11 protein-coding genes and 1 tRNA gene are annotated in these 13,662 nt (G+C 40.7%); 6 read left to right on the top strand and 6 right to left on the bottom strand.

The window, feature by feature from the left end; translation table 11 throughout:
• Nucleotides 1-53 precede the first annotated feature (53 nt).
• Nucleotides 54-1,097: a FecR family protein gene (locus tag DXB58_RS06215; protein WP_122136320.1), complete on the top strand. Its 1,044-nt coding sequence runs from the start codon at nt 54-56 to the stop codon at nt 1,095-1,097.
• A gap of 157 nt (nt 1,098-1,254) precedes the next feature.
• On the opposite strand, the gene DXB58_RS06220 is transcribed toward DXB58_RS06215, so the two are convergent.
• Both DXB58_RS06220 and DXB58_RS06225 read right to left on the bottom strand, forming a co-directional pair.
• Nucleotides 1,255-3,453: a GH92 family glycosyl hydrolase gene (locus DXB58_RS06220; RefSeq protein WP_032849130.1), complete on the bottom strand. Its 2,199-nt coding sequence runs from the start codon at nt 3,451-3,453 to the stop codon at nt 1,255-1,257.
• 32 nt (nt 3,454-3,485) lie between these two features.
• Nucleotides 3,486-4,760 carry a histidine-type phosphatase gene (locus DXB58_RS06225; RefSeq protein WP_122136250.1) on the bottom strand — a complete coding sequence of 425 codons (1,275 nt, stop codon included), beginning with the start codon at nt 4,758-4,760 and terminating at the stop codon, nt 3,486-3,488.
• Nucleotides 4,761-4,990: 230 nt separating this feature from the next.
• Here DXB58_RS06225 and sppA point away from each other — a divergent pair, with 230 nt between their 5' ends.
• From sppA to DXB58_RS06250, 5 genes are all read left to right on the top strand, one after another.
• On the top strand, nt 4,991-6,769 hold the full coding sequence (sppA, locus tag DXB58_RS06230; protein WP_122136251.1) for a signal peptide peptidase SppA: 1,779 nt from the start codon (nt 4,991-4,993) through the stop codon (nt 6,767-6,769).
• 10 nt (nt 6,770-6,779) lie between these two features.
• A complete protein-coding gene (lpxK, locus tag DXB58_RS06235) occupies nt 6,780-7,910 on the top strand; it encodes a tetraacyldisaccharide 4'-kinase (protein WP_122136252.1) in 1,131 nt (376 codons plus the stop codon).
• Nucleotides 7,867-8,676 (top strand): purine-nucleoside phosphorylase, encoded by an 810-nt coding sequence (locus DXB58_RS06240; protein ID WP_004316831.1) that lies wholly within the window; start codon nt 7,867-7,869, stop codon nt 8,674-8,676. Before lpxK ends, DXB58_RS06240 begins: the two co-directional genes overlap by 44 nt.
• 16 nt (nt 8,677-8,692) lie before the next feature.
• Entirely contained in the window at nt 8,693-9,730 is a 1,038-nt protein-coding gene (gene thiL / locus DXB58_RS06245; protein ID WP_004298938.1) for a thiamine-phosphate kinase, read from the top strand.
• A gap of 161 nt (nt 9,731-9,891) precedes the next feature.
• Nucleotides 9,892-9,964 (top strand) — tRNA-Phe (locus DXB58_RS06250).
• A gap of 137 nt (nt 9,965-10,101) precedes the next feature.
• Here DXB58_RS06250 and DXB58_RS06255 read toward each other — a convergent pair.
• The 4 genes from DXB58_RS06255 to DXB58_RS06270 all read right to left on the bottom strand — a co-directional run bounded on the left by DXB58_RS06255 (nt 10,102) and on the right by DXB58_RS06270 (nt 13,564).
• The gene (locus DXB58_RS06255) at nt 10,102-10,551 is read right to left on the bottom strand and encodes a cold-shock protein (protein ID WP_117936690.1); all 450 of its coding nucleotides are present in this window, start codon (nt 10,549-10,551) and stop codon (nt 10,102-10,104) included.
• A gap of 53 nt (nt 10,552-10,604) precedes the next feature.
• Nucleotides 10,605-11,729 (bottom strand): DEAD/DEAH box helicase, encoded by a 1,125-nt coding sequence (locus tag DXB58_RS06260; RefSeq protein WP_122136253.1) that lies wholly within the window; start codon nt 11,727-11,729, stop codon nt 10,605-10,607.
• Between the two features lie 90 nt (nt 11,730-11,819).
• Nucleotides 11,820-12,893: a nitronate monooxygenase family protein gene (locus DXB58_RS06265; protein WP_187343926.1), complete on the bottom strand. Its 1,074-nt coding sequence runs from the start codon at nt 12,891-12,893 to the stop codon at nt 11,820-11,822.
• 371 nt (nt 12,894-13,264) lie between these two features.
• Nucleotides 13,265-13,564 (bottom strand): RNA-binding protein, encoded by a 300-nt coding sequence (locus tag DXB58_RS06270; protein ID WP_117936696.1) that lies wholly within the window; start codon nt 13,562-13,564, stop codon nt 13,265-13,267.
• Nucleotides 13,565-13,662: the final 98 nt, after the last annotated feature.

Here is a 13,662-nt window from a genome sequence, read left to right on the forward strand (position 1 = left end):
TGGATGTGGGATTTTCTTTCTGAAACGTCTATTATATATAAGGTAAAATGCATATGATAAATAAAGATTCAGACATAGAAATTATAATTTCCAAATATCTCTCGAAAGAGGCTACACCAGAAGAAATAAAGGTACTGGAAGATTGGATATCGGCTACTCCCGAAAACTATAAGAGCTTTCTATCACAAAAGAATGTGTGGGAAGTCAGTCACCCGGCTTTTAATCCGGAAGAGATAGATGTGGACAGCGCGCACAGAAAAGTTATGGAGCAGATTCTTCATCAAAATCAGCCGACATCGGTTCGTCCAAAGTTGTCCTTTCTGTACTACTGGCAACAAATTGCAGCTATACTGCTTCTCCCTTTGCTGATAATATCCGCTTATCTTTATTTGAAACCGGCTTCTCAAATTGCAGAAACTTATCAGGAGTTATTCACTCCTTACGGTACCTGGTCGGTAGTGAATCTGCCCGACGGCTCTAAGGTTTGGCTAAATGCCGGAAGTTCTCTAAAATATCCGACTCAATTCAACGATAAGCAGAGAGTGGTTTCAATGCAAGGTGAAGCCTATTTTGAAGTAGAATCCGACAAGGAGCATCCGTTCATCGTAAAAACGAAAGAACTGACTGTAGAAGCTACCGGCACAGCATTCAATGTGAATGCATATACCTCGGACAATGTAACAGCAGTGACATTAGTAAAAGGAAAGGTAGCAGTAACTCTTGACAAGAAAAAAACAATTTCCCTTTCACCGGGAGAGAAAATAGACTATAATCTGGCAACTGCTTTGTATAACGTCAACAAAACCAATACTTACAAATGGTGCTCATGGAAAGATGGAGTACTCATTTTTAGAGACGACCCACTGGAATATGTATTCAAACGTTTGGGACAAACTTATAATGTGGAGTTTATTTTGAAAGATGCCGAATTAGGAAAATATTCCTATAAGGCGACTTTTGAGGGTGAATCTTTGAATGAGATCTTGCGCTTGCTCGAAATGAGTGCACCCATCCAGTGCAAAGCAGTCAGTAACCGTAGCAACAATAGCGAGAAGTTTGAAAAGCAGCGTATAGAAGTGAGCAAGACTATGCAATAATAAGCAAAGAGTGGTTCAACTAATTCAAAAAGGGCGTTTCCGTATACTTTAATAAGGATATTATTCTCATAGTAACGAGAATTAATTCTCATCGTAATGAGAAAAATTTCTCACCGCGATGAGAATTTTTTCTCATCACGGTGAGAATGCTTGAGAATTACTTCATCTTATACACCAGTGTACCACCTTTTACAATATCTTCATGTGAGATTGTTTTCTTCGTATATGGTTCACCATTCAATGTAATACTATCTACATATTTATGTTCTTTCGATAGATTCTCTGCAATAATTGTGAAAGTCTTGCCATCAGCCAAATGCAAGGTCATTTTTGGTAATTGTGGAGCACCGAATACATATTCTGCACTCACCGGATCTACCGGATAGAATCCCATCGCACTAAGCATATACCAGGCAGACATCTGTCCGCAATCATCGTTTCCACAAAGTCCATCAGGTTTGTTCTTGTATTGAGTATCGAATATTTCACGAACCAGTTCTTGTGTACGTTCCGGACGACCTGCCAATGCATATAAATAAGTTACATGATGACTTGGCTCATTACCATGAGCATACTGCCCAATCAGTCCGGTTACATCTGACAGACTTTCGCCTTCCAACTTAACGGTAAACAATGAATCTAACTTATTCAGGAATGGCTCTTCACCGCCAAATAACTGGATCAATCCCGGTACGTCATGTTGTACATGCCAGGTATATTGCCATGCATTTCCTTCTGTATAATCTCCACCGATACTTTCAGAATGTCCTAGTGCACTTGGATTAAATGGAGCTTTCCAAGTTCCATCAGCCTTGCGCGGACGCATGAACTTCGTTTGCGGATCGAACATATTCTTATAATAATCAGCACGTTTTGCAAAATATGCCGCATCTTCCTCTTTACCCATACGACGTGCCATATCGGCAGCAGCATAATCATCATATACCGATTCTAAAGTAGAAGATACAGATTCAGCTTTTATCAGGTCTGTCGGGAAATAACCATATTTTGTATAAACTTCCCAATCGGACTTCAACGGATGAGACACCGTCTGCGTCTTCTTTATTATATTGAAAGCACGTTCAGCATCGAAACCACGGAATCCTTTACGATAGGCTTCGGCAATAACTGATACGCCGTGATTACCAATCATACAGAAATTCTCTTTGCCCCACAATCCCCAAATAGGTAAGAAGCCTTGCACTTCACCTTGTTCAATAAGAGAATTAACAAAGCCATCCACACGTTCGGGAATCATTAATGTATAAAATGGATGAGCAGCACGATAAGTATCCCACAAAGAGAATGTGGAATAGAAAGTACCCGTTCCGGCTTTCACTATAGAATCAGCAGCATTACGATACATACCGTCTACATCCGAAATTTGATTGGGTTGAATCAATGCATGATAGAAACAAGTGTAGAAATTTGTTTTTTCATCATCCGTACCGTCTATTTCAATACGGCTCAAATAGTTATTCCATTCATTATGGGCAGCAGTCTTCACTCCTTCAAAATCCCAGGCAGGAATTTCTGCTTCCAGATTCTTTTTAGCCCCATCTACACTGGTAGTAGAAAGCGCCACTTTCATCATCAGCTCGTCTCCCGGTTGCATATCGAAAGAGGCAATAATACGTTTGCCTTTTTCTGTCTCTCCCATTGGAAGATAAATCGAATCGACTACCGGACGGTTGAACTTCATCACAAAGAAATAATCCTGATTCACCCATACCGTATTATTGACATGTCCTGTCAGTGTCTGGGCATCTTCCCAGTTTACTTCGCAACTGTTGACCTGTGAATGATATTGCTCTTCTCTCCATGCAGGACCATGTTGCAGGTCGATCAATATAGAGGCAGAATCAGCTTTATGATAAGTATAGCGGTGAAGGGCAGCATGGATAGATGCTGTCAGTTCCGCTTTCACCTGCGGATCGGAAAGTTCCGTAGTGTAATATCCCGGAGTAGCCGCTTCTTTGTCTTTAGGGAAATGACTACGATAAGCATCCCACGCACGGACACGTGTACCCGTGACCGGCATCACCAGAATATCGCCTAAATCCATACAGCCTGTTCCATTCAAATGTGTCTGTGTAAATCCCCAAACCAGAGAATCCTCATAAACATATTCAGAACAGTAACGCCAACCGACTGCACCCGTCACAGGGCTGGTCTGTATCATACCGAAAGGATAACATGCGCCGGGAAATGTATGCCCGTTGTCTGCGCCACCGATAAAGGTATTAACGTATTGAGTATAATCCTTTGTATCCGTCTTTTCAGCCGGAGTACAAGAAGAATAAAAAAACAAGCCTGCTGCCAGAGTTGCAGCCATAAAAGGGGTTTTTCTTCTCATGGTAAATATAATAATGTTAAGTTAATGTCGCATTATATATGCTGATATTTATCTAATTTTTCACGATAGTAGCTTTCTACATCTTTCCAGTGGTAATAAGGAGCTACGTCTGTTTTCACCGGTAGTTTAGCTTCCTTTTCATTAAGTAATACTTTTACCAATACATCGTTACTTCCTTTTTTATGGAAAAAAACGAATTGCACGTTACTAGCCATCGGGAAAATATCATACGCTCTCCATTGTTCGGATAACTTTTCTACGTCAGGGTAAGATTCTCCATAATGATTCAGTTCCAATAAAGCGACTAACGGTAACAGACAAGACTCATGACCAAATCTTAAAGTGGCCTGGTTCTTACCTTCTTTCAAAGCAGCATCTGCCCTATCTAAAATATTACGCAACAAGTCGGCTTCCCGATAGGGCATCAAACCATCCGTTACAGGAGAACAAGCGTGTGTCAGATACCAATATAAGTTGTTACAACTCCATAGATCATAACACTCTTCATCTGTGAAAAGAGAATATAGCTGCATATCTGTATCATGACTCTGCATATTACAAGCCAAATCAAAAAGACGTCTCATCAGGCGCGCTTCATCAACATTTGCTTTTACATACGCTTCGTCTGTAAACAATGTTTTCATCAACCGTTGCGGACGTACATGGGTAGCTTCAAAATCTTTCTGAACCTTTGTCACTTTATCGGAACTAGCTATTTTACTCAAATCCTTAGCAGGAGGATTCATGTAATACATATCATGGTAACTTGCATCATTCTTGATACATAGATTAGGATTCATCGCCTGCAATTGGAGGCATTCGGATGTCATGGATAATATACACCGGATGACAACTGTGGAACGGGCATCCACTTCTGTTCCATCAGCAAATATCTGTGGGAAATTAGTATACATACGCTTTGCAATTCCTCTGTGTTGGCGTGCTCCCACCGAAGTCAGTTCACCAAGACGACCTTCCGCCATATCAGCCATGCGCAAAACAATATCCAGTGTGTTTTTACCTGTTGCAGTAAGTTTGTTTAAAGAGTCGGCTTTTAATAAAGTTTGCTTGGGGAAACGATAATCATTCGGATCAATCAGATACCGTGAACCATGACGCATATATGTGCTGATATAAAAAGGTTCGTACCCCTTAGGAGCAGCTGTCTGCTTGGCAGTAGGCGTAGGATATGCATAATAATTATTAGCGGATAAATACCGGTTTGCACGGATCTCTTCACGAGCAGTTTGCGCTTGTACCGTCCATACAAACAAAAGCAATAAAAGAATAGATGTGAGTTTTTTCATGATAGTATTATTCAATGTATTAATAGTTGTGCCACAAAATTAGAGATTTCTTCTCATTTAAAAGGATTTGATACAGACAAATATACTTAAATCTTAAATGGAGGAAGTTCCTATTTATGTGGATTCGCTGTGATAAAACAAAAATTCGTACGACTTATTGAATAAATATCAACTCAATTATTTATCTTTGTTAGCTTAATAACAAGCTGGCGCAAAAAACAATAAGTATAATGAAAGATTTCTTGAAATTTACACTTGCCACGGTGACAGGTATCATTTTGTCAAGTATTGTATTATTTATAATCAGCATGGTAACGTTGTTTGGCATCATGTCTGCTTCGGACACGGAAACAATCGTAAAAAAGAATTCTGTAATGATGCTCGACTTAAATGGAACGTTGGTTGAACGTACGCAAGAAGATCCGCTGGGTATTTTATCACAGTTGTTGGGTGACGGATCTAACACGTACGGACTGGACGATATTCTTTCTTCTATCCAGAAGGCTAAAGAAAACGAAAATATTAAAGGGATTTATCTGCAGGCAAATTCATTAGGCACCTCCTATGCTTCTTTGCAGGAAATCCGCAACGCACTGCTCGACTTCAAAGAAAGTGGAAAGTTCGTTATTGCTTATGCAGACTCCTATACGCAGGGACTTTATTATCTTTCCAGCGCAGCCGATAAGGTGTTGCTCAATCCCAAAGGAATGATTGAATGGCGGGGTATCGCCTCTGCTCCCTTGTTCTACAAGGATCTGCTGCAAAAAATAGGAGTTGAGATGCAGGTGTTCAAGGTGGGAACTTACAAATCTGCCGTAGAGCCGTTTATTGCTACGGAAATGAGTCCTGCCAACCGCGAACAGGTTACCACATTTATCACTTCTATCTGGGGACAGGTTACGGAAGGGGTATCTACTTCACGTAATATTTCTGTAGACTCACTGAATGTTTATGCAGATCGCATGCTCATGTTCTATCCGGCACAAGAGAGTGTAAAATGCGGATTGGCTGATACTCTGATTTATCGCAATGATGTGCGCAATTATCTTAAGAAATTGGTAGAGATCAATGAAGATGATAATCTTCCTATATTAGGATTGGGCGACATGATGAACGTAAGGAAAAATGTGCCGAAAGATAAAAGCGGTAATATCGTAGCTGTTTATTATGCATCCGGTGAAATTACAGACTATCCGAGCTCTGCAACTTCCGAAGATGGGATTGTCGGTTCGAAAGTCATTCGTGACCTGCGCAAATTGAAAGATAATGATGATGTGAAAGCTGTTGTACTCCGTGTCAATTCTCCAGGTGGAAGTGCTTTCGCCTCGGAACAAATCTGGCATGTTGTGAAAGAGCTGAAAACAAAGAAACCGGTCATTGTCTCTATGGGTGATTATGCTGCGTCAGGAGGTTACTATATCTCTTGCGTTGCCGATACGATTGTTGCAGAGCCTACTACCCTGACCGGTTCTATCGGAATCTTCGGTATGATTCCTAATGTGAAAGGATTGACTGATAAAATCGGTTTAAGTTATGATGTCGTAAAAACGAATAAATACGCTGATTTCGGAAATATCATGCGTCCGTTTAACGAGGATGAGAAATCATTGCTTCAAATGATGATAACTGAAGGATATGATACCTTTGTAACTCGTTGTGCCGAAGGACGTCACATGACGAAGGAAGCTATCGAGAAGATTGCCGAAGGCCGTGTATGGACTGGGGAAACTGCTAAAGAACTGGGATTAGTAGACGAATTAGGTGGTATTGACAAGGCACTGGACATTGCTGTTGCAAAAGCCGGTATCGAAGGCTATACCGTTGTCTCTTATCCGGAGAAACAAGATTTCCTGTCTTCCCTGCTTGATACGAAACCGACGAATTATGTAGAATCACAATTACTGAAAAGTAAATTAGGCGAGTACTACCAGCAATTCGGTTTACTGAAAAATCTGCAAGAACAATCCATGATTCAGGCACGTATTCCGTTCGAACTGAATATTAAATAAACCGTAATACATGGACGAACACTTTATCAAGATACATAAGTGGCTCTACCCTGCCTCCTGGCTCTACGGAGCAGTGGTAATGATGAGAAATAAACTCTTTGACTGGGAAGTTCTCCAATCAAAGAGTTTTGATATACCTATTATCAGCGTGGGTAATCTCGCTGTAGGAGGGACAGGAAAAACTCCGCACACTGAATATCTGATAAAGTTTCTTTGTAATCAATATAAGGTAGCTGTATTAAGCCGGGGATATAAACGGCACACGAAAGGTTATGTATTGGCAACTCCGGAAAGTACGGCAAGAAGCATTGGTGACGAACCTTACCAGATGCATCAAAAATTCCCATCTGTTACAGTAGCTGTCGACGAAAAGCGTTGTCATGGCATAGAAAAGTTGCTTGCACTGCAAAAGCCTTCAGTAGATGTTATCCTATTAGACGATGCTTTCCAGCACCGATACGTCAAACCGGGATTGAGTATTCTGTTAACGGATTATCACCGGTTATTCTGTGATGACACTTTGCTCCCCGCAGGACGGCTTCGTGAACCAATTAGCGGCAAGAACCGGGCGCAAATCGTTATTGTCACCAAATGCCCGCAAGACATCAAGCCTATTGATTATAACATTATCACGAAACGACTGAACCTTTATCCATATCAACAGTTATTCTTCTCATCGTTCCGGTATGGCAACCTGCAACCAGTGTTCCCTACCATGTCTCCGGACACAAATGCAATTTCGACAAACCATGAGATTGCTTTGTCCTCACTGGCAAGCACTGATATATTATTGATGACGGGAATTGCCTCACCTGCTCCCATTCTCGAAAGACTGGAAGGTTGTACCAAACAGATAGATTTACTATCGTTTGACGATCACCACAATTTCACTCATCGGGATATACAGCTTATCAAAGAACGGTTTCATAAACTGAAAGGAGAACACCGGTTGATTATTACCACCGAGAAAGATGCAACACGCCTGATTAACCATCCGGCTTTGGACAAGGAATTGAAACCATTTATCTACGCCTTGCCTATTGAAATTGAAATATTACAAAATCAACAAGATAAATTTAACCAACATATTATTGACTATGTTAGAGAAAATACAAGAAACCGCAGCTTATCTGAAAGGTAAGATGCATACCAGTCCAGAAACTGCTATTATACTAGGCACCGGACTTGGCAGTTTGGCAAACGAAATCACCGAGAAGTATGAAATAAAGTATTCGGATATCCCCAACTTCCCGGTATCTACCGTCGAAGGTCATAGCGGTAAGCTGATTTTCGGCAAACTAGGCAATAAGGATATCATGGCTATGCAGGGGCGCTTCCACTACTACGAGGGTTATTCGATGAAAGAAGTAACTTTCCCTGTACGTGTCATGCGTGAATTAGGTATCAAAACCTTGTTTGTATCCAATGCCAGTGGCGGTACAAATGCAGATTTCGAAATCGGTGACCTGATGATTATCACTGACCATATCAACTATTTCCCCGAACACCCGCTTCGCGGAAAAAATATCCCTTACGGACCTCGATTCCCGGACATGAGCGAAGCATACAGCAAGGAATTGATTTGTAAGGCTGACGAGATTGCCAAAGAAAAAGGAATTAAAGTACAACACGGAGTGTATATTGGTACGCAAGGTCCTACTTTCGAAACTCCTGCCGAATATAAATTATTCCATATCCTTGGTGCTGATGCGGTTGGTATGTCTACCGTTCCGGAAGTTATCGTAGCCAACCATTGTGGTATTAAAGTTTTTGGCATTTCCGTCATCACCGACTTGGGAGTAGAAGGAAAAATCGTAGAAGTAACACACGAAGAAGTTCAGAAAGCCGCTGACGCTGCTCAACCGAAAATGACCACGATCATGCGCGAACTTATCAACCGTGCCTAAACAATCATCCCGATTTATGAGAACTGAAATAGCATCTCTCGGTGAGTTTGGTCTGATTGACCGCCTCACCGAGGGAATCAAACTGGAAAACGAATCCAGTAAATATGGAGTGGGCGACGATGCCGCCGTTCTCTCCTACCCTTCAGAAAAGCAAGTACTGGTAACAACCGACCTGCTTATGGAAGGTGTGCATTTTGACCTGACTTATGTTCCCTTGAAGCATTTGGGATATAAATCAGCAGTAGTTAATTTCTCCGATATTTATGCCATGAACGGTACTCCCCGGCAGATTACGGTATCTCTTGGTCTTTCCAAGCGTTTCAGCGTGGAAGATATGGACGAACTTTATTCCGGTATCCGTCTGGCTTGCCAGCAATACAATGTCGACATTGTGGGAGGCGATACCACTTCTTCTCTGACAGGTCTTGCTATCAGCATTACTTGTATCGGCGATGCCGATAAGGATAAAGTAGTTTACCGTAATGGAGCCAAAGACACTGACCTGATCTGTGTTAGTGGCGACTTAGGAGCAGCCTATATGGGTTTACAACTCCTGGAACGTGAAAAAGTCGTATTGCAAGGTGATAAAGATGTCCAACCGGATTTCTCCGGCAAAGAGTATTTATTAGAACGCCAATTGAAACCGGAAGCGCGCAAAGATATCATTGAGAAATTGGCAGCCGCCAATATTGTCCCTACTTCTATGATGGACATTTCCGACGGCCTGTCATCAGAACTGATGCATATCTGCAAACAAAGCAATGCTGGTTGCCGCGTTTACGAGGAGCATATCCCAATCGATTATCAGACAGCTGTTATGGCCGAAGAGTTTAACATGAATCTTACGACTTGTGCCTTGAATGGTGGAGAAGATTATGAACTACTCTTTACTGTTTCCATCGCCGATCATGAGAAAATTTCACAAATGGAAGGAGTTCGTCTCATCGGACATATTACCAAACCCGAACTTGGCTGTGCATTGATTACCCGTGATGGACAAGAATTCGAACTAAAAGCACAGGGATGGAATCCATTAAAGGAAGATAAGCAATAGATTTCATCACATACCTGAAATATTTTTCATCATATACAACACTGATAATTAGCCGACTAACTTTTTATCAGTGTTTTTTATTTCCAGAAGACTTGCAGAATCCAAAAGTTTCACTACCTTTGCAACCGCAAAAGAGATATTACCGGACCGAACAAGCACGAGGTGCCATAGCTCAGTTGGTAGAGCAAAGGACTGAAAATCCTTGTGTCCCCGGTTCGATTCCTGGTGGCACCACTATCGATTCGGTAATAAAAAATCCCTTGAACTTTTGAAGTTCAAGGGATTTTTTATTTTATCAGTTTCGCTCTTGCCTTATCATATAACAGATGAGAAGATCCAAGGATCAATTCAGACAAGAGCCAACATTAATCCTACTTCTTTTCTAAAGTAACATTAACAGCATTCATTCCTTTCAGACCACGTTCTAAATCAAATGTTACAATATCATTCTCTGCAATCTCCGACACAGCGTTGTTCACATGAAAAAAATACTTTTCAACTCCGGCAAGGTCTTTAATAAAACCAAAACCTTTTGCTACATTAAAGAATTCCACACGACCTCTCAAGATGACAGGTTCCTCTTCCTCTTTTTTCGGAGTTGCTATTACGATCTCATCCGGATTAATTTCTTCTTTTCGGATATCATCAGCGGGAGGAGTCGAAGTTATCATTCCGTTCTCATCTACATAAGCAATCATATCCTCAAAGCTATTTGAGCTGCCCGATAATTTCTTGCTTTCTTTCTTTTTCAACTTTTCTTCTCGTTTAGCGAGTCTTTTCTTTTCATTTTCACGTTTACCAACTGTCATGGATTTTGCCATAGAATTTATATTTAGTTTTATATTAATTTTAAAGAGATTGTTATTTGTTGATTTTAGATAGTAAAATTGGCTTTATTCAGCTTCTTACCCGTCAGTTTCTGAATATCATTAACGAGTTTACGTTCTTCCTGCGAGCAGAATGTCAGTGCTGTCCCTGTATTCCCTGCTCTTCCGGTACGTCCGATACGATGCACATACGTTTCCGGCACATCAGGAAGATCATAGTTAATAACCAAGGGAAGTTCATTAATATCGATACCTCTGGCAGCAATATCAGTAGCAACCATCACACGTGTTTTACCCGACTTGAAATTGCCCAAAGCCAACTGCCGCGCTGCCTGACTTTTATTTCCATGAATCGCCTGGCTACCAATTCCTGCCTTGCCCAGTATCTTTACAATCTTATCAGCATTATGCTTCGTACGTGAAAATACCAACACCGACTGATCTTCTGATTTTTGCAAAATCGAAACCAGTAAAAGACTCTTTTCCTTTTTCTCTACGAAATAAACCACCTGTTCAATAGCATCCACAGTCGATGATTTCGGAGTTATGCTGATTCGTACAGGATTCTTCAACAAAGAGTTCGTTAAAGAAATAATCGTATCAGGCATTGTAGCGGAGAAGAACAAAGTCTGTTTTTCTTTCGGAAGTTTCGGCAATATCCGCTTGATATCATGAATAAATCCCATATCAAGCATACGGTCAGCTTCATCAAGTACAAAATGACGAATACTATCCAGACGTATATGGCCCTGATTCATCAAGTCAAGTAAACGTCCTGGTGTAGCAACCAGGATATCAATTCCTTTGTGCAACATATCAACTTGCGGACGTTGATTGACCCCTCCGAAAATAACCCCATGCCGCACTTGGGTATATTTGGCATAATCATTAATGCATTCACTTATTTGCAAGGCAAGTTCGCGGGTAGGCGTCAATATCAACGCCTTGATTCCCCGGCACTTTGCTGCCTCTTTATTCGTTTGTAAATGTTGTATAATAGGAATAGCAAACGAAGCAGTCTTACCTGTTCCCGTCTGCGCACAGCCTAATATATCTCTTTTGGCCAATGCAGCCGGGATTGCCTTTCCCTGAATGGGAGTAGGCACTGCATATCCTTTTTCTTCAATAGCTTTTAAAATCGGTTCGGTTATATTTAATTCTTTAAATGTCATAATTGTTATTTTTGCTGTATTAAAACAGCCATTAATTTATATTGCAAAGGGATAGACAAACTCCATCATGAGAGTGCATAATCCCAAAGATTAAGCCAGTTTATGGGTTGCTAAGAAAAACTCGCGCTCCAGTGTACTCATCACTTCTTTGACACTGCTGATTTTTTCAGCGAGAAAGGCATTGCTACCGGCAAAAGCATAGCCTTTTTTCATATTTCCTCTGGCTGCATTATATAAAGCCTTAATAATGCAATAGGGACTTTTTGTATAATCACATGTCTTGATACAGTGGAACGAACAGCTTTTAGGCTTTTCCAGACCGTTGTTCACATTGTGAATAAATTCCCCGTCAATAGCTCGTCCTGGCATTCCCACAGGACTTTCAATAATAAGAACATCTTCGGACTTGGAGTGAATATACACTTCCTTGAACGTCTCGGACGCGTCACATTCCTGGGTGGTAACAAATATACTTCCCATTTGTACCCCTGAAGCTCCCAGCTCCATAAAATGTGCAATATCTTCACCCGTCGAAATGCCGCCAGCGGCAATCACCGGAATCTGTTTCTGTTCTTTATAACTGGATGCAATCATTACCACTTCCGGAATCAAAGCTTCCAAAGCATAATGCTGATCCTGTAATTGTTCTTTTTTGAATCCTAAATGTCCACCGGCTTTAGGACCCTCCACCACGATTGCATCGGGCAGATAATTATAGTTCTTCTGCCATTTATCGCAGATGATTTTGGCTGCTCGTGAAGAAGATACAATAGGTACCAGCTTGGTTGTACTCTCCGGAGTCAGATATGAAGGCAGGTCGAGTGGAAGCCCGGCACCAGAAAATACCACATCAATCTTTTCCTCGATTGCGGTGCGCACCATATCCGCATAATTCGATAAAGCAACCATGACGTTTACGCCAATAATACCTTTTGTTTTCGCACGTGCTTTCCGGATTTCCTCTTTCAGCCCGTTAATACATTTTTCAGGATAAGTACCTTTCCCTTTGGGATATAACAAACCTAAACCTGCGCATGATATAACGCCTACTCCTCCTTCGTTTGCTACTGCCGAAGCCAAACCCGAGAGCGAGATACCTACTCCCATTCCACCTTGTATTACAGGTGTTTTTATCTCAATATTTCCTATAAAGAATGATTTCATATGTTTTATTTTGCTTTGGAGCAATTGAACAAGATAAACAGTGTGAGCACACTTTATTCAAGCGCTCAAGATTGGCCCTGTCATTGACTATTTGCCTTGTTGGGTGTAATTTATTAAACCTTTACTCCTGACTTCTTCAAGAGTATTGTGTATTACAAAAAAGTCTAATAAATCTATTTTCAGAATGGAAAGTGCAGGAGTAGATATTCCTGATATTGCATAGAAAAAGAGCCAGAATTAGCAGAACTTAAATGTAATATGATTTTTTGTCTTCCCCTGTGTCAATCAGAAGATTCCTCCGTTGAATCATGAAACGGAAATAACTTATTAAATAAAAGCAGAAGATATTGTCTTCTGCTTTTATTCGGATATTAATATCTTCTAGAGTTATTATAACCACCACGGCCACCACCGTTAGACGGTCTTTCAGTACGAGGACGTGCCACGCTTACTGAAATAACTTTCTGGTCGTATTCAACTCCATTCAGTTCGTCAATTGCTTTTTGTCCTTCTGCATCATTCGGCATTTCTACGAAAGCAAATCCTCTGGATCTACCAGTTTCTCTGTCAAAAATTACTTTAGCTGAAGAAACTTCTCCAAACTCTGCAAATAAATTTGTTAAGTCAGCATCATTAGTGCCATAGCTTAAACCTGAAATGTAAATGTTCATTTAAAATTTTATTAAAATAAATACTAATTTGGAGTGAGGAGGATAATTAAAGACAAGGACTGCTTGCTAATAAAATATTATAAAGAAGAACTATACGA

The sequence above is a fragment of the Bacteroides sp. OM05-10AA genome (assembly GCF_003439055.1).
GTDB classification, from domain to species: domain Bacteria; phylum Bacteroidota; class Bacteroidia; order Bacteroidales; family Bacteroidaceae; genus Bacteroides; species Bacteroides intestinigallinarum.